Here is an 18,467-nt window from a genome sequence, read left to right as displayed (position 1 = left end):
TTATTAAAAAACCCTTTCAGAGTTCAAAACTCTGAAGGGGTTGATAAAAATGAATCTATGAAAAAACTGAAATTCTCTCTATTCTCAATTCTTTTTTCTCTCATCCTGTCGGCTCAGCAAAATTCTTATTATCAGCAATATGCTAAATATAAAATGGATATTGATGTAGATGCTGCCAATTTCACCTATCAGGGAAAACAGACTTTGGATTACAGAAACAATTCACCGGATGAGCTGAAAGTCGCTTATTTCCATTTGTATTGGAACGCTTTCAAACCAGGTTCTATGATGGACCAGCGTGTGCAGTCTCAGGGTGTGAATGCTGATGGAAGATTGGCAAAAAGAGTCGGTAATACTATAGTTTCCAGATTGTCCGAGATTCCAAAGAATGAAGAAGGCGCACAAAATATCCGTTGGGTAAAGCAGAACGGAAAAGATTTGAAATTCGAGATTCAGGGAACTGTGATGAAAGTTTTCCTAGCAGAAGCTATTAAACCAAATTCTTCCACCACTTTCACAATGGAATGGGATGCCAATATCCCGATGCAAATCCGAAGAGCCGGAAGAAACAACCGAGAAGGTGTCGATATGACAATGACGCAATGGTACCCAAAAATTGCTGAATATGATTATGATGGTTGGGCAGCGTTTGATTATGTGGGAAGAGAATTTCACGCGCCGTTTTCTGATTATGAAGTGAATATCAAAATCGATAAAGATTATGTCATCGGAGCTGGAGGAAATCTTGAAAACCCAACAGAAGTAAAAGGTTATGACAGCAATGCCACTATAAAAGAAGATATTTCTAACAAAGTAACTTGGAAATGGACAGCGAAAAATATCCTTGATTTTGCTTGGGCGGCTGACAGAGATTATTCGGTAGAGAGTTTTCCAATTTTGGATGGACCAAAAGTATATTTGGTTTATCAGAAATCTGAGAAGACAAAATATTGGTCAGAAATGAAACCATATATCACAAAATATTACCAATTGATGAATGCGACTTTTGGACGTTACAAATGGCCAAGTTACTCATTCATTCAAGGTGGTGATGGCGGAATGGAATACGGAATGTGTACTATGATTTTGGGAGAAGCAAATTCGGTAGAAGGTCTTTCTGGATTGATGTTTCACGAAGGTGCGCATTCTTGGTTTCAGCAGATGTTAGCAACTAACGAAAGTGTAAGACCTTGGATGGATGAAGGTTTCACGCAATATGCAGAAGATTTTGTATCTTATAGATTATTCCCGCCAAAGGAATCTCAGCCAAATCCATTTGTTGGAGCAATCAAGGCTTATGTTAATTTTACAAAATCGGGGAAAGAAGAACCTGCAGTTTGGTTGGGTGACCATCACGATAACGGAACAGCTTATACTTATGCTAGTTATATCAAAGGTGAAACGTTTTTGGTTGAATTAGGATACATAGTTGGAGAAGAAAATCTGAACAAGATTATGCTCAAATATTATGACGAATGGGCAATGAAACATCCGACAGAAAGAGATTTCATTCATATTGCGCAATTGGTTTCAGGAATGGATTTGAAGTGGTTCCAGCATTATTGGATTAACACGACAAAAACTATCGATTATGGCATCAAGAATGTGAAATATGACCCACAATCAACAACAATCACTTTAGTGAATAAAGGTGGTGTTCCAATGCCGATTGATTTCAGTATTTTGACAAAAGATAAAAAAGTCATCAACTATAATATTCCACTAAACCTGACAAGAGTTTGGAAAACCAAGGACATTTACGGTAATATCCAGACCCTGCCTTTTTGGGCTTGGACTCAGCAGGAATATAGTTTTACGATTCCTTACACCAAAGCACAATTGTCTGCAATGGGAATCGATTTCAGTCAAAGATTGGCGGATGTGAATCCTGAAGATAATTATCTGGAAGTAAAATAAGAGATAGGGTTGAAGGCAAAAGAATCGGTGAATCTTAAACGAGGCAAAAAGCGTGGATGTCGAGGGAAAAAGACTCGCCGATGAAGCAAAAAGGCTCGTCATCCAGTCAAAAAGGGTAGTTTTTGATCCAAAAAGGCTTGTCGTTGATGCAATAAGGGTGGTTTTCCAGTGTAAAAGGCTCAACGAAGAAGCAAAAATACTGGTTGTTGAGTATAAAAGACTCGTTTTCCTTATGGATAGGCCAATTCTTGAAATTAGTATATTAAAAAAGTAAGTAATGAACTCCATTGTAATCAATATAGGAAATACAAATATCCGTTTCGGACTGTTTGATGATGATAATTGTGACATCTCCTGGGTCATCAATACCAAACCATACAAAACCACCGACGAATTATTTGTTCAGGTTCTGATGCTTTATCAGACCTATAAAATCGAGGTTGATAAAATTGATAAGGTCATTATCGGTTCCGTAGTTCCACAATTGACGAAGGTAGTAGCGAGTGCCATTAAGAAAATTCATAATAAAATCCCTGTGATTGTGGATAGGAACACAGCGTCCGGTGTCATCCCGAAATCCAAACAAATGGGAACGGACATTTATGCCAATTTGGTTGCGGCGCACAATCTGTATCCGAGTCAGAAAAAAATTATTCTGGATTTTGGAACAGCGCTCACAGCAAGTTGTCTGGCTGAGAATGGAGAAACACTAGGCGTCATCATTGCTCCGGGAATTGTGACCTCATTGAACAGTTTAATACAAGGAACTGCACAATTGCCAGAAATCGAATTGGTAAAACCAAAATCGGTTTTAGGACTAGACACCATCAGCTGTATGCAAAGTGGAATGGTTTACGGTTTCCTTGGAATGGTGGAAGGCTTTATAGATAGAATTAATGATGAGGTCAATGATAATTGTTTCGTCATCGCAACCGGTGGCGTGAGCCACGTTTATAAACCATTGACAGACAAAATCAATATTGCTGACCGACTACATACTTTGAAAGGATTATATTTTCTTGGGAAGGATTTATAAGCTATCTTCTATTCTTGAAAAAATCTTTTATGATTGCAGAGCATTCGTTTTCCAGAATACCTGTCACGATTTCCGTTTTTGGATGAAGGGATAAACCTTTGTTGATAAAACCTCTATGCTCATCTCTTGCGCCAATCACCACTTTTGTGATCTGTGACCAGGCTAATGCTCCGGAACACATGACACAAGGTTCTAAAGTTACATACAAGGTACAGTTCTGAAGATATTTCCCTCCAAGAAAATTAGCAGCAGAGGTTATGGCCTGCATTTCTGCGTGGGCCGTAACGTCGTTCAGGGTTTCGGTGAGATTGTGGGATTTTGCAATGATTCTGTCATTGGATACTATGATGCAGCCAATCGGTACTTCATCTTTTTCCATTGCTTTTTCGGCTTCCTGCAAAGCCATTTTCATAAAATAGTCGTGGGTGAACATTAGAAAGGTGTTTGCTCAGACTTGGTCATATCAGCAATGCTTGTGTCCAAAATAGGCAGCATATTATCACGGACATTGATCAAAAGCTTTCTGATACTACAAGTGGCTTCATCTGTGCAATCATCACACTTTTCGTAAAAATTAAGAGAAGCGCACGGTAGCATTGCTACGGGTCCGTCTACAATGCGGATAACATCAAGAATTTTGATTTCTGACGGGCTTTTCATAAAAGTGTAACCGCCTTCGGCACCACGTTCGCTTTTGAGGATTTTGTTTTGCTTCAGTTCCCTCAGTATCTGTTCCAGGAATTTCAAAGGAATACGTTCGCTCTCTGAAATTTTTTTCGCGGAAAATAAGGAAGCATTGTCCTTGCGGTTAAGGAACAGCAAGGTTTTGATGGCGTATTTGACTCTTTTTGAAAGCATTGGTTGATCTTACGGATGTAAAAATAATCAAAAAATTATATTTCGGAAATAATATCCATACTCAATAAAAAAACCGTTCTTACAAAGAACGGCTTTTATGGTAATATTTTATTCTAATTATGGAAAAGTAACTCCAGAATAAGAATTCGGGCTAATCATAGGAAGATTAGATTTGTATTTAGAATTAATTGCTTTCAGAAACTCATTAGCAACAATAGCATATCCACGTCCTGTAAGGTGTACACCATCCAGAGAGAAAGCACCGCCGGTCACGAATTTTGCGGAATAGCGCACGCCATCCCATTGGATTCCTGATGCAGAGTTGAGTTCTGTCATTTTTGCATTCGCATCTACGAAAGCAAGTCCGTATGCGGAAGCCAAAGTAGCGATCTGTGAATTATAAGCATCTATTGCAGTCTTCACGTTAGCTGCTTCATCTTTGGTCAATGATAGTTGATCTCCGATAGGATAAGAAGCACCATAAACAAACTCAGAGGTGTCTGTAGCTGGTTGCCCTGTTACTACATCGATACCAAGAAGGCTTGAGGCAGGAAGTAATATCAAATCATCTATAGTTGACTGTCTTACCTGTCCAAATGCATTTCCTATCATAGCGGCTTTAGTTGGAGGGACCCCAGAAGCAGTTAACACAGCAGTAAGTTGTGCAGACAAATTAGTAAGTTTGTTATCAACTATTAGTACTGGATTTTGGCCTGCTGTAACTAGATTCAGTCTTGATCCTGCTCCTAAGTAAGTAAGTGCATTTTTCATAGGTTGATAAAGACCTGTATTTAGCGCTTGTGCCTTAGCTGCAGTCAGAGGAATCGCATTGTAAGGTACGGTTGTAAAATAAGGAATAGAAGTAACATAAGGTATATTGGCTATGATTCCTTTTGTGGCTCCAGATGCTTTAAGCGTTTCCAAAACGGTTTTGATAGAACCGGCTACAACCTGCGGACTTGATATATCATTGGATTTATAAGTGGTTGGATCTACACTTGTCTGTACTGTTGCAGCAACATATGTATTTACATCGTTTACTTTTACAGTATTAGTTCCACCGTTAGTGGCATAGCTCAGAACATCATTATTACCAATCCAAATTGAAAAAAATGTCGGCTTCTGAGCGGCAGCATCAGCAGCAACTGTGGATGTATTGCTTGTTGAAAATCTCACATAATAAGGATTTGCTGTTCCTGTAAGAATTCCATTTGCATTTCCGTATCCTGGAGCAATTAAATGAAATGATTTTGCTCCGGGAACACCCATGTTATTGATAGTGCCGGTTATTTTTTTTGTAACATCAGTTGTAGGAGTAGCTGCAACATTTTTAAGAACAGGCAGGCCGTTTGAGAAACCAGATATGTATAATTTTGTCCCCAAAATTACTGTGGTTCCAAAAACCATTCCTCCGTTGTTATCTGCCATTAGAGGTTGAACAAATTCGCCTCCACCTGCAAGTTTCATTTGTCCTGCAATTAGATTTGGGTATGATTCTTTTTGCCCATCTATGTAAAGTGCATTATCCCTGTATCCTGATGTCAAAGAGTTTCCTAATGCAATATACTTAGAAAAGTTAGCCTCTCCGGAAGTCACCACTACATCTTCTGTGCTGTTTTCAAAATCATTCTGACAGCTAACCGTGAAAAGCAAAGCTGCTGCTATTGTTGATATATATAATTTTTTCATAATAGATTCAATTTTTAAAATGCATTGTAAGATAATCCAAGTCCGAAATAGAACACATTAGCTTTTGCTTGTCCGGCAAAGCTTATGTTAGGATTGTTGAACGTTCTGCTTTTCGGCATTGCATATGCACCTGAAAGATCAACACCTAATCTGTTGAACTTTAAACCAATACCTCCTGTAATTACGTAGTTATCAAAAGAAGGTGTTTCAGGGATGAAGTTTTTGTCATCATAAGGAGATTGGTCAAAATACCAACCCAATCTACCAAAAATCATATCGTTAAATGCATATTGTGTTCCTACACGCACGGTGGATGTGTTTCTAAAGTTTTTTGGCGAAACCAGAACTGTTGGATCATTCGGCTGGTTTCCTGCTGCTACTTTATCAAAATCAAGCGTCAGCTTGCTGTATCTTTCCCATCCATGGTAGTTATAATCTGCAGAGACTAGCCATTTTGGTGTTATTTTATAAGTTACCCCTAGCGTATATTCATCAACCAAAGGAAGTGTGGCTTTAAAGTTATCCGTACCACCATTGAAATTTGGTAATAATGAAGTTGGAACCATAAACGTGGCTTTTCCTTCTTTAGCTTTCATATCTACAGGAGAACGGTAAGCGATACTTACATCCCATTTATTATCAGGCTGGAAATAGAAACCAAATCCAAAACCATGGCCTGTAGCAGTATCATCCAAAAGATTAAGCTGTCCGTTGTATTGTGTCAAAGCCTTTGTCCAGTCTACTTTTCCTTTTGCGTAGATATAGCTGGCTCCAAATGATACCCAAGGTGCTAACTTTACAGAAACCATTGGTTGGAAAAAGAAACTTTTAAGCTCCAGTTTCTGAACAATTTCTTTGCCTTCCCAGTCGCTTGGCCATTCTATAGTGCTTCCGAAAGGTGTGGAAAAACTAAAACCAAGGGAAAGATTATCCAAAACTTTGTAAGCTACTGCAGCATAGATCGGTGTCCCTAGCGGATTATCCGTCTCGGTCTGTTGAAGAGTGCTTGTATTTTGATAAGTAATCTTATTGGATACTCCAAATCCACCTGCTGCAACACTTAATTTCGAAGGAATAAAGGATATACCTGCCGGATTGAAGAACGCAACACTTGCATCTTCAGCGTGGGCGCTTGTATGAGCCATTGCAAGCTGCTTAACGCCCTGAAGAGATACCCGGAATCCTCCTGCGTATGCCATTACACCGGCAGCTAATGCCGTGGTTATTAAAATTTTTCTCATATAATTATTATTAATGTTCCAAATTTATAATTATTTTAATAACAATTATAAAATTTATTAAAAAAAGTTAAACATTGCTATTCGTAGAATAATTGTTTGATTTGATGATTTGTTTAAGTTATTGATAATCTTTTGTTTATTGTTTGATTTTGAAAAAAAACTAATTTAGTTTAGCTTTAAACGATCTATTGTAAACCCTGTTAAAATGATGCTTTTGATTTTGGTTTATATTTAACGAATTTTTAATTTTAATAATTAATTGTCAATATTAACCAAGTATTAATTTAAAATTAATAAAAAAATATTTTTAAAAAATATAATCATCAGGCTTAAATAAAAATTATATTAACTTTGCAATCAGACATAAAAAATAACATATGAGTTGTGGATGCAAAACATCCGGCGATTCTTCCCATTCTTGCGGCACAAAAAGCGCAAATGGTTGTAGTAGTGTAGATACCTGTGGTAATAGTTATAAATTAAGTGTTTTTGACTGGCTTTCCGATGTTAATCCATCCGGATCAAAAAGCTCTGAATATGTAGAAGTTCGTTTTAAAAACGATCGTAAATTATATTATAAAAATGTCAACAACCTGCCTTTACATATTGGTAGCATCATTGCTGTAGAATCGAGTCCGGGTCATGATATAGGGGTAATAAGTCTTGCAGGCGAACTGGTAAAAATCCAGATGAAAAAGAAAAACGTCTCCGAAGATAATATACTCAAGGTTTATAGACTTGCCAATCAGAAAGATATAGAAACCTGGCAGGAACTTAGAAAAAAAGAAAATAATATCAAGATTGATGCGCGTAAGATCGCTTATGGCCTCAATCTGGAAATGAAGATCACCGATGTTGAATATCAGGGTGATGGTTCCAAAATAACATTTTATTATACAGCCGATAATCGTGTAGATTTTCGTCAGCTGATAAAAGAATATGCCGGAACTTTCCGTACAAAGATTGATATGAAACAGATCGGATTCCGCCAGGAATCTGCAAAAGTCGGTGGAATTGGATCCTGTGGAAGAGAATTGTGCTGCTCAACCTGGTTGACAGATTTCCGTTCTGTGAATACCAATGCTGCGAGGTATCAGCAACTAAGTATCAATCCTCAGAAACTGGCTGGACAATGTGGTAAACTGAAATGTTGTCTTAATTATGAACTGGACAGTTACCTGGATGTTTTGAAAGATTTCCCTTCGTCAAATACTGTTCTGAATACCGAAAAAGGAAAAGCCTTCTGTATCAAAATCGATGTTTTCAAAAAGAAAATGTGGTTTGCATATGTTGAAAACTCAATGGCTTGGTACGATCTGGATATTTTTGAAGTAAAGAAGCTGGTTTCATTAAACAAGAAAGGTGAAAAAACACCAGGTTTAGAGGAACTTAGGGTAGTTGAAAATCCATTGGTAACGTCTGACCTTATTCAGGAAAACAGTGTAGACCGTTTCGAGAAAAAGAACAGAAAACCGAGACCGAATAACAGAGATAGAAATTCCAAAAATCAAGACAACAGAAATCCAAGACAAAACGAGGAACGAAGTCAAAACGAGAACAGGAATTCCAAACCTCAGGATAATAGAAATCCGAATCAAAAAGAAAACAGAAACCGCTCTTCTGAACAAAGATCTGCAGAAAACAGAAATACTTCTAAACAAAAACCTGCAGAAAACCAGAATTCGAATCAAAATCAAAATTCGAATCAACAACAGGAAAATAAAAACCATAAAAAACCGTTCAAGAAAGCGAAAAAGAAAACGCCACCTAAAAATGAAGGTAATGCTTAGAATATTTGCTAACCTTGTTTTATTGCTGTCACTTTTTTCTTGTCAAAATAGTGATGATAAAATCCTGACAAAGGATATTGATAGCAAATGGAATAAAAAGGATGTTCAGAAATTTGATTTTGATGTAACCGATGCACAGAATCAAAAAAATATTATTTTTATAGTGAGAAATAATAATGATTATCCTTACAGTAATCTCAGGCTGATTGCAAGTATAGAACATAATAAAAACACGATCTCGACCGATACACTCAATTATGTCCTGGCAAAACCGAATGGCGAATGGATTGGATCTGGTTTTGGTGACACAAAGGAGATTTTATTTCAATACAAATTGAATTACAAATTTCCTCAGAATGGAAATTATTCTGTAAAAGTCGTGCAGGCAATGAGACAAAATATACTGCCGGGAATCGAAGATCTTGGCGTAAAAATTCAAAATATAAAGCCTTAATAGATATTAATGGAAAATAAAAAATCTGAAAATAAAACTTTCCCTTTACCAGAGAAGAAAAAGTCCAAACCTTCCATAAAAAAATGGATCAAATTTGTTTGGATAGGATTTTTTGCAGTTGTGTTGGGGATTTCCGCATTGTTTTTTGCCGTTTCTCAAGGTTTTGTAGGCGATATGCCTGATGTAAAAGAGCTTGAAAATCCTGATATTTACGTAGCATCGGAGATCTATTCTTCGGATAACGTTTTGTTAGGAAAATTCGAAAAAGAAAAGACAAAACCTGTTACATACAAACAACTTCCGCCGTTTTTGGTTTATGCGCTTCAGGCTAAAGAAGATGAACGTTTTAAGGAACATTCCGGAATTGATCTCAAATCAATTCTTAGAGCCATTAGATTTGGTGGTGAAAGAGGAGGTGGTTCTACTATCACACAACAGTTAGCAAAATTATTGTTTACAGGAAATGCTTCACAGAATAAAATCGAAAGGGCATTCCAGAAACTGAAAGAGTGGTGTGTTGCGGTGAGTTTGGAAAAACGATATACGAAAGAAGAGATTGTCGCTTTGTACTTCAACAAAATGGATTTCCTTTTCAATGCAAAAGGAATTGAAATGGCTTCGAGAGTTTACTTCAATAAGTCTACAAGCCAGCTGACATTACCGGAAGCTGCAACTTTTGTAGCGATGTTGGAAGCACCGAGAAGAAATAATCCTTACAGAAACCCGGAAAGAGCAAAAACAAGGAGAGACGTTGTTTTAAAACAAATGCTGGATACCGGTTACATTGATAATGCAACTTACGAAAAAGCGGTCGCAACCCCTATCGTTGTTGACTTCCATGAGATCAAAACGGTAGAAGAAGGTTATTCAGCTTATTATAAATATTACCTCAGAAAAGAAATCCAGCAGTACCTGGATGCTTATGAAAAAGAAACAGGAAAGGAACTGAATCTTTATAAGAATGGACTCAAGATTTACGTAACACTTGATTCCAGAATGCAAAGATATGCAGAAGAAGCCATCAAGGAACATTTGATCGATCTTCAAAGAAGTTTTGATGGAGAGATGAAACGAAATCCCAACCGACCATATTATAATCTTACAAAAACACAGATCAATGATCTGATGATGGCGGCAGTTAAGCGAACGGGGCGCTATAAGCAACTCAAAGCCGAAGGAATGCCGGAAGATTCTATCATGATGGAGTTTCATGAACCTGTAAAAATGACAAGATTTACATGGCAGGGAGAAGAAGAAGTGGAAATGTCACCGTGGGATTCTATCCGTTATCATAAGCAGATCGCACAGGCAGGATTGATGTCTATGGAGCCGGCAACAGGAGATATCAAAGCTTGGGTTGGAGGTATCAACTGGCAACATTTCCAATACGATCATGTCAAACAAGGAAAAAGACAGGTTGGGTCCACATTTAAGCCATTTGTGTATGCAACGGCAATTATGCATCTTGGTATGACACCTTGTTCTACCGTTTCGAATGCAAGTTTTAATAAAGGGAATTATCACGTTCCCGGAAGAGGTGGGATGTTAACTTTGAAAGATGCTTTGGCGCATTCCCAAAACCCGGTGGCTTTACGACTTGCAGAAATGGCAGGAACTCAAAATGTAATTCAGTTAGCAAGAGATCTTGGTGTTACTGATCATATAGATACATATCTGCCAATGGCTTTAGGAACTTCTGATATCACCATATATGAGATGTTGGGAGCTTACAGCACATTTGCGAATTTTGGAAATTACACAAAACCCGAAATGATCTGGAGGATAGAAGATGCTAACGGACGGGTTATTAAGGAAGTGAAACCTGTGGTGAAGGAAGTGATGAATGAGATGTATGCTTACACGATGATTGACTTGATGAAAGGTGTTGCAGAGTTTGGTACAGCCTCTGGAGAATTGAGAAGAAGAGGCATTTCGGCCAATGTAGAAATTGCAGGTAAAACGGGAACCACACAGAAAAACTCAGATGGTTGGTTTATGGGAATTGTTCCGAAACTGGCAACCGGCGTTTGGGTAGGCTGGGAAGACCGGGCGACACATTTCTGGAGTACAGGAGAAGGGCAAGGTGCTAAAATGGGGCTTCCGATTTGGGCCATCTATATGAAGAAAGTTTTTGCTGATAAGGCATTGAATATATCACCCGATGAAAAATTCATCAAACCTGCCAATTGGACAGGAAGTTGTTCGGATCTTAATAATCTGAGAAACGGATACGGAGACGATGGCGGATTACAAACCATTGACGAGCTCAAAAATCCGGTAAAGGAAGTTCCTGACAAACCGGTGAAAAAAGAAGATCATTCTAATGAAGCTATTAATTCTTCGGATGATATAGATTTTAATAAATAAAATGTTCCCGTCCGAATGCGAGACGGGATTTTTAATTATGAACACAAAAAACATTACCCATAATTTCACAGAACAATTTCCCGGCGATTTTTCAGGGAATCTGATGCAGAGACAAACACCGGACTTTTTGTTTTGTACTGTAAAACCTGCAGATTTTCACCAAACTGAATTAATTGATTTTAACGAAGAATTATCAATCGAGATTGGTTTAGGAAATTTAGAAAATGATAAAGATTTCCTGGTCGCGCAAAATCTTCCTAACAATATCGAAACTTATGCAACGGCTTATGCAGGACATCAGTTCGGAAACTGGGCAGGACAATTAGGTGACGGAAGAGCGATTTATGCCGGCGAAATTTTCAATCAGGGAAAGCAAACCGAAATCCAATGGAAAGGCGCAGGCGCAACACCTTATTCCAGACATGCAGATGGAAGAGCAGTTCTGCGTTCTTCGATTCGGGAATATCTGATGAGCGAAGCAATGTTCCATCTTGGTATTCCTACAACAAGAGCTTTGAGTCTTTCAAAAACAGGAGAAGATGTCATCCGTGACATTCAATATTCCGGGAATCCGCAGAAAGAACAAGGCGCAATTGTTGTAAGAACGGCTGAGTCTTTTCTGAGATTTGGGCATTTCGAATTGTTATCAGCCAGAAATCAAGCGGATTTATTAAAACAATTAGCTAATTATACGATTGAGAATTTTTACAAAGAAATTAATTCAGAAAATAATCCCAATAAGTACATTGATTGGTTTCAGGCTATTTGCGACAGAACGTTGAAAATGATAATCGATTGGTATCGTGTGGGTTTTGTTCATGGTGTGATGAATACTGATAATATGTCGATTCTAGGATTAACAATCGATTACGGCCCTTATTCTATGATGGACGGTTACGATTTGGAGTTCACGCCAAACACAACAGATTTACCCGGAAAACGATATGCTTTTGGAAAACAAGGGCAGATTTCGCATTGGAACTTGGCTGCTCTAGCCAACGCTGTTTTTCCTTTGATTAATGATTCAGAAGTTTTGGAAAAAATCCTGGACAATTACGGAAAACAATTCTGGACAGGACATGATAAAATGTTAGCCAAAAAATTTGGATTTGATGAGGTTTTGCCAGAAGATGAAAGATTCTTCACAGAATGGCAACAGCTGATGCAGGATTTGAATCTCGATTATACATTATTTTTTCAAAGCCTTGAAAAGCCTTTTTCAGAAATTAAAACCGATGATTTTTCTGATTCTTTTTACCGTCACCTGAGTGAAAACGAAATGACCAGGCTTTCTAATTTCATCAGAAAATATCAAGAACGAAAACGTAAAAATAAAATCTCAGAAACAGAATCTTTAGCAATGATGTCAAAGGAAAATCCAAAATTCATTCTAAGAAATTATCTGTTATTCGAAGCTATTCAGGATGCTGAAAATGGAGATTATAAAATGTTTTTCAAACTGAAAGAAGCTTTGCAAAACCCTTATGAAAACCGCTTTCCCGAGTTCAATCAAAAACGTCCTTCGAAATATGATAATCAAACTGGCTGTAGTCAATTGTCTTGTAGCTCTTGATCTATATTTTGTATAAATATTTTGATAATTCTCAAAAAACCCTTTCAGAGTTTCAAACTCTGAAAGGGTTTTCTCTATTTTTGCAAAAATATTCCAAACTTGAAAATCCTGAATAAAATTCTATCCATCCTGAAAATCATTTTTCCGTCAACCAAAACAGAATTACTGATTTTCTTATTTTTTGTGATTCTTTATGGCGCAAACGCATGGTTCATTGCAGAAAATTTCAGAATTGTTTATGATGACAGAATCCCCTGGGATGGTTATTTCAGTTTTGATAACAGGGCGATTATCCAGACTGGCGGCGGTTTTGAGAGACATCCCTTGTCCAATTATTTTTTTGATTGTATCCGGGATTTTGCGTTATGGATTTCCGGAAACAGGTATGACTCAGTTTTCAGGCTTGTTTTGTCATTGTTTTCAACTGTTGTGATTTCTTTGGCTAATGTCCAGATATTTAAATACCTGAGTAATATTATCCGGCTTCCACTGAAAATCACATTGTTAATTATAGCTTTCTACGGCTTGTTTGTTACGAATATTCTTTTGTCTTTTACACCGGAAACTTACACTTACACCTTATTATTTCTTTCGATTTTCAATTATTATTCGGCAAAGAAAATTAATGAAGAAAAGCCGATGTCTTTCGGAGCAACTATTTTCGGTTCTGTTTTCATCGGTGGGCTGACGATTACGAATATTGTTAAAGTTTATATCCCATTTTTGTTTGAGAAAAAAATCTTCTGGAACTGGAAAAAAATCGGAATAGCTTTGGCGAAAATTGTGGCTTCGGCTGTTGTTTTCGCATTTCTTTTTATGTTGAGACTGAATTTTAATTTCCAAAATTTCCTCAATAAAACCGAAGAACAGTACGACAAATTCTCTCAGCCAAAAGTAACGCCGCTTTGGGATATGATTTATTCCTGGTTTTTTGGCGGGAATATATTGTTTCCGAGTTTGGTTATCAGAGATTATCACAACAAAAATGGTTTTGAATACAAAGCATTGTTTATGGATGTTTATAGTTCTGTTGTTCCTTATGTCTTCGTCGGATTGATTGTGTTGATGATGATTTGGAGTGTTTTCAAGAATTATAAAAACAAACTGGTTTGGATTCTTGTGATTACATTTTTATTTGATGTGTTGGTTCACTGTATTTTGAAATTCGGGCTTCATACATCTTATATTTATGGTGGGCATTTTGTTTTTGTTTACCCACTTTTGATAGGTTGGTTATTTTATAGCTACCGGGATAAAAGTTTTGCTGTAAGCTTATTTTATGGCTTACTTCTGATAATTACGGTTTATCTTGGAATTAATAATTTTTACAGAATGTCAGAATTCTATCAGTTTATTGAAACTTATTATAAATAAAAAAACGCCTTCGGAGTACGAAGGCGTTTTTGTTGTTAGAAAAAACATCTTAGTTCTTGATAATCTTCTTTGTTATTGATTTGCCGTTTTCAGGTACAATTGTTAAGAAATAAACACCACTATTCAAATTAGAAATATTGAGGCTTGATCTGTTTTCTGTTGTAAGCAATATTTGTCCGGCAGCGTTGCAAAGACTCGCTTTGAACTTTGAAACGGTTTTATCCAGTTTGATGTTAATGAAACTCTGTGTAGGATTCGGATAAATACTAACGTTATCTTTAAGATTATTCAAATCAGAATTGCCTAAAAAGTCTAAAGTAATATTGTCTTTCAGGATTCCCAAAGACTGAGAAGTTAAGTAAACTTCTACATTGGTGCTGTCCACGAAACGAGTTGCTCCGGAAATAATCGGTGTGTCAAAATAGGTTTGAGACGTTTTCTCCGTCCAGGTAATTCCGTTGTTACTTGTATAAACGACTTTCGGTAGATAATCCCAGTAAGAGTTGGCTATCCCAACAATTTGGCCGTTCACTTTTGTAGAGTGTTCTACTTTATGAATCATTCCATTATAGATTTTTGTCCAGGTATTTCCGCTGTCAGTTGAGGTATAAATTCCATTTGAGGCTGCAATAGTGTATTGATTAGGATTCAATGGATTTTGAGTTAAATCCAAAGCAATATTTGGTAGTGTAAGTTCTTCCAAACCGCCAGTAATTTGTGTCCAGGTATTTCCTCCGTCTGTTGTTTTTAAAATCCTGTTGCCAACTGTTACAAGGATTTCATTTGGATTAGTTTTACTAACTTTGATTCCATAGATATAATCTCCGTCATAAGGAAGCGTAATAAACTCTGTCTGGGCTTCGTCCGGATTAGAGAAATTAACTTTTATCAAAGAAGAAGTTTCCCCGTTGAAGGTTGCCAACCATGCAATGTTCGGGTTGGAAGAATCGGTTTCGGCGGCTGTGAAACTGATATCGTAAGTAGTATAAATGGTTGTGGAATTCACACCATAATCATTGCTCACTTTTATATTATTTCCCATAAAAGAGCTTTCATAAGAATAGGTTCTCCCCGGATAATCTTTATCTATATAGACTAATCCTATTTCTCCCGCCGAAGGGCTCTCATTTAATGGCATAACATTGACAGGTGTTTCCTCATTGGTTTCCAGATTTCTCATTGTATAACCATATTGTACACCATACATCAACTTATCTGTTCCGTTGTCATTGATGATGTTCGCATTTCCCATTCCGATAAAGAATGGATTTTTGATAGATGTTAAGCTTACCCCTTTGTCGGATGAAAATTTTGGATAACGGTTGTTAGCAATTAGAACCTCATTTTGATTGGACGGATTGAATGCTGCATTAATACCATAAAAATAAGATTGCCCATCACTAAGGCCATTGTGGACGGTTGTTGTCCAGGTTGTTCCGCCGTTAGTTGTGACAGCAACCCGGTCGTCTGCCATTACTATAACATGGTTAGAATCATTTGGGTTGATTTCAATTTTTGGAACATTTTTCAATCCCATCCCACTTGTGGACCAAGTGATCTGTTGTTCTGTCCAGGTTGCACCGCCATCTGTGGATTTGTAAACAGCCTGATGCTGGTCCTGGTATGTCCAGATAACACCACTTCCTGTATAGATGACATTACTGTTATTAGGATCAATCGCAATGGATTGTAAAATCAATCCGTTCAGTGTTTCTGTCCAGGTTGTACCGGCATCGGTCGATTTGAAAAATCCACCATCTTCATTTCCCGGGCCGCCATTACGTGCGATGTACAAAGTTTGTGGATTTTTTGGATCCATAATCGCATCATTGATGATAACGCCTTCGTGATCCGTTGCGTCATAAACTTTTGTCCAGGTTTGTCCAGAATTAGAACTATAGAAAAATTTACTTTGAGATCCGTCCGTCAACATTGTAATAATACTCATTGTACCGTTATCGAAAATTGAATAATTCTCGATTGTTTCAACGCCTTCATTTTGAGGAATTTGATATTCTTTGATAATAGAAAGTGACTGAAGATCAAGAATTGCTACTTTGTTCATAGAACTTCCAAGTCCAAAATATTCTATAAAGCTTAGCGCAGTGCCATTATTGGTTAATCTCAATTCTTTGATATCCGGCGAATATTCCGGATACGGTAACGTGAATAGTACTTTCCAGGTAAGACCGTTGTCAACTGAAACTAAAATATGCTTCCCAATGTAAGATGTGGAATAGATCTTATCGGGCGTTGTTTTGTCGTAAGCAAAGTTCTTCATACGACCATAATCCTGATTTCCTATAAAGCTAACCTGCGAGTGGAAAAGCTGTAAAGAACAAATACAGAATAGTGTAAGTAATGTTTTCTTCATATTAATCTACTTTTTTAAATGATGAAAACAAATTTATCCGGACAGAAGAAAACCACAATGAAACGGAAGTGGAATAAACAGGACTTTATAAGAAAAAACGTGACGATAATTATTCAAATGCTTGATATGTAATTATATAGATCATTTGAGTTGGAGAGGTTCATTTTTTTAGAAATTCTTTCTTTTCGTTTTCTGCAGGCTTCGATTGTAATGTTGAAGATGGACGCAATTTCCTTAGTGGAAAGATTCATATAGATATAAGAGATGTATCTGATGTCATTTAGTGTCAGGTCGTTATGTTTTTCTTTAAGAGAATTGATGAATCTGCTGTTGATTTCCTGGAAATGGGTTAAAAAATCATCGCTGCTGTCTTCTTTGGTTAAGATCACTTTCAGCTGATCCAATTGTTTTGTCAATAAGGAACTTTTGAGAATTTCCGGACGTTCTTTCATACGAAGAATATATTCCTCGATTTTGTCATTTCTCTGTGCAAGATGGATCGCATTCGCAGCCAATTGTCTGTTTTTGTTTTCCAATTCGTTCTTGAGCTTTTCCTTTTCAAGAAGCGTGTTGATTTCCTTTTCTTTGATTTGATTTTCTAGCAAAAGCGTATAATTTTCTTTATTTTTTAATTCCAGAGCAATAATTTGTTCGTTACGCTCTGCCAACAATCTTTTTTGTTTATTTTTGATAACATAACCCCGGAAGACCCAGATTACAAGAGCTAAAACAGCAATCCAAAATCCGATAATATAAAACTTCAGTTTCTTTTCATTGTTGAGTTCTTTCTGAGAATCCTGAAGTTTGAGTTTAATTTCACTATTCTGATACATAGCCTGGTTCTGTATTGCATTCAGGGAATCTTTCACTGTCAGGATAGAATCTTTATACGACAACGCTTTCTGATAATCTCCCGAAGTGAAATAATTATCAGAAAATCGATTATAAATATCTGTTAAGTTCAGGTAGTTAAGGTTTTCTTTCTGGGCTTGCTTGATATACTCAATTGCTGTTTCCGGCTTATTTTGATGTTCGTATATTTTTGATAATATTAGTAGTGAAGAAACTTTTTCATCATTTTCTTCGATAGAATTAAACTTGTTGAGGATAGGATATATAAGTGAGAGTGCCTTGTTGTAATCTTTTCTTTCCAGATAATTCTTTGCTTCAGCAATATCTAATGCCCTGTTTCTTTTAATATCGCCTTTTGCAACAGGTCTTGCAATAGAAATGTAATATAAAGCTTTGTCAAGTTGTTTTGTAAGGTTATATAAGTCTGCCAGATTTCCTGCATACAAAGCAATTCCAATGCTGTCCTTATTGGCGATTGCCAGATCATATGCTCTTTTCTGGTGTTTTTCGGATTCTTTGTATTTTCCCTGCTTTAGATAAACAACAGCGATATTATTGAGAACAGTCATCTCTCTATCACTGTTCAGGTGTTTTAACGCAATGGTATAAGCCTCAAGGTAATAATCAAGAGCTTCGCTGTAATCCAGCATCTGATAATAATTGAGACCGATGCAATTGGTGGAAATAAATTGCTGCTCATACCAATTATTCTGCTCAGAAAGAGTTTTTGCTTTAGATAAAAGTTCTAATGAAACCGAATGTTTTTTCTGAAATAACGCATCAATTCCTTTTGAGATTAATTGATCACAGTGCTCTTTGCTTGCATCGCTTTGCAATACCGTAATAATAGTGACAAAAAGGAAAAAAAACTTCATAAAAATATGCGAGAGAGCGAATTGTAAAGTAAAAATAGCCAATTATTTTTTTGAAGAGAAATGTTTT

The 18,467-nt window shown here is 36.8% G+C and carries 14 protein-coding genes; 8 read left to right on the top strand and 6 right to left on the bottom strand.

What is annotated here, in order from left to right; all coding sequences use genetic code 11:
- Positions 1–57: 57 nt before the first annotated feature.
- From QOL71_RS03875 to QOL71_RS03865, 3 genes are read left to right on the top strand one after another with little or no spacing between them, the layout of a single operon-like run.
- Positions 58–1,917 carry a M1 family metallopeptidase gene (locus QOL71_RS03875; protein WP_283416059.1) on the top strand — a complete coding sequence of 620 codons (1,860 nt, stop codon included), beginning with the start codon at positions 58–60 and terminating at the stop codon, positions 1,915–1,917.
- Between the two features lie 52 nt (positions 1,918–1,969).
- Positions 1,970–2,191 (top strand): hypothetical protein, encoded by a 222-nt coding sequence (locus QOL71_RS03870; RefSeq protein WP_283415659.1) that lies wholly within the window; start codon positions 1,970–1,972, stop codon positions 2,189–2,191.
- A gap of 3 nt (positions 2,192–2,194) precedes the next feature.
- Positions 2,195–2,953 carry a type III pantothenate kinase gene (locus QOL71_RS03865; protein ID WP_283415658.1) on the top strand — a complete coding sequence of 253 codons (759 nt, stop codon included), beginning with the start codon at positions 2,195–2,197 and terminating at the stop codon, positions 2,951–2,953.
- Position 2,954: 1 nt separating this feature from the next.
- On the opposite strand, the gene QOL71_RS03860 is transcribed toward QOL71_RS03865, so the two are convergent.
- From QOL71_RS03860 to QOL71_RS03845, 4 genes are all read right to left on the bottom strand, one after another.
- Positions 2,955–3,386, bottom strand: a complete 432-nt coding sequence (locus QOL71_RS03860; RefSeq protein ID WP_283415657.1) for a nucleoside deaminase — start codon at positions 3,384–3,386, stop codon at positions 2,955–2,957.
- Positions 3,386–3,811 carry an RrF2 family transcriptional regulator gene (locus QOL71_RS03855; RefSeq protein ID WP_283415656.1) on the bottom strand — a complete coding sequence of 142 codons (426 nt, stop codon included), beginning with the start codon at positions 3,809–3,811 and terminating at the stop codon, positions 3,386–3,388. The genes QOL71_RS03860 and QOL71_RS03855 overlap by 1 nt, the downstream gene beginning before the upstream one ends.
- Before the next feature lie 117 nt (positions 3,812–3,928).
- Positions 3,929–5,500 (bottom strand): SGNH/GDSL hydrolase family protein, encoded by a 1,572-nt coding sequence (locus tag QOL71_RS03850; protein ID WP_283415655.1) that lies wholly within the window; start codon positions 5,498–5,500, stop codon positions 3,929–3,931.
- A 14-nt stretch (positions 5,501–5,514) separates the two neighbouring features.
- On the bottom strand, positions 5,515–6,741 hold the full coding sequence (locus tag QOL71_RS03845; protein WP_283415654.1) for an OmpP1/FadL family transporter: 1,227 nt from the start codon (positions 6,739–6,741) through the stop codon (positions 5,515–5,517).
- A gap of 377 nt (positions 6,742–7,118) precedes the next feature.
- On the opposite strand from QOL71_RS03845, the gene QOL71_RS03840 reads away from it, so the two are divergent.
- The 5 genes from QOL71_RS03840 (at position 7,119) to QOL71_RS03820 (ending at position 14,299) form a co-directional block, all read left to right on the top strand.
- Positions 7,119–8,531 (top strand): PSP1 domain-containing protein, encoded by a 1,413-nt coding sequence (locus QOL71_RS03840; RefSeq protein ID WP_283415653.1) that lies wholly within the window; start codon positions 7,119–7,121, stop codon positions 8,529–8,531.
- On the top strand, positions 8,515–8,985 hold the full coding sequence (locus QOL71_RS03835) for a gliding motility lipoprotein GldH (protein WP_465253957.1): 471 nt from the start codon (positions 8,515–8,517) through the stop codon (positions 8,983–8,985). The genes QOL71_RS03840 and QOL71_RS03835 overlap by 17 nt, the downstream gene beginning before the upstream one ends.
- Before the next feature lie 9 nt (positions 8,986–8,994).
- Entirely contained in the window at positions 8,995–11,352 is a 2,358-nt protein-coding gene (locus tag QOL71_RS03830; protein ID WP_283415651.1) for a penicillin-binding protein 1A, read from the top strand.
- Positions 11,353–11,389: 37 nt separating this feature from the next.
- Entirely contained in the window at positions 11,390–12,925 is a 1,536-nt protein-coding gene (locus tag QOL71_RS03825; protein WP_283415650.1) for a protein adenylyltransferase SelO, read from the top strand.
- Between the two features lie 99 nt (positions 12,926–13,024).
- A complete protein-coding gene (locus QOL71_RS03820) occupies positions 13,025–14,299 on the top strand; it encodes a DUF6080 domain-containing protein (protein WP_283415649.1) in 1,275 nt (424 codons plus the stop codon).
- Between the two features lie 49 nt (positions 14,300–14,348).
- Here the strand turns inward: QOL71_RS03820 and QOL71_RS03815 are convergent, their stop codons facing one another.
- Positions 14,349–16,673: a T9SS type A sorting domain-containing protein gene (locus tag QOL71_RS03815; protein ID WP_283415648.1), complete on the bottom strand. Its 2,325-nt coding sequence runs from the start codon at positions 16,671–16,673 to the stop codon at positions 14,349–14,351.
- A 113-nt stretch (positions 16,674–16,786) separates the two neighbouring features.
- On the bottom strand, positions 16,787–18,400 hold the full coding sequence (locus QOL71_RS03810) for a tetratricopeptide repeat protein (RefSeq protein ID WP_283415647.1): 1,614 nt from the start codon (positions 18,398–18,400) through the stop codon (positions 16,787–16,789).
- Positions 18,401–18,467 lie beyond the last annotated feature (67 nt).

This window comes from Epilithonimonas pallida, from assembly GCF_900182975.1.
GTDB classification, from domain to species: Bacteria; Bacteroidota; Bacteroidia; order Flavobacteriales; family Weeksellaceae; genus Epilithonimonas; species Epilithonimonas pallida.
This window is presented reverse-complemented; position numbering and strand designations above follow the sequence as displayed.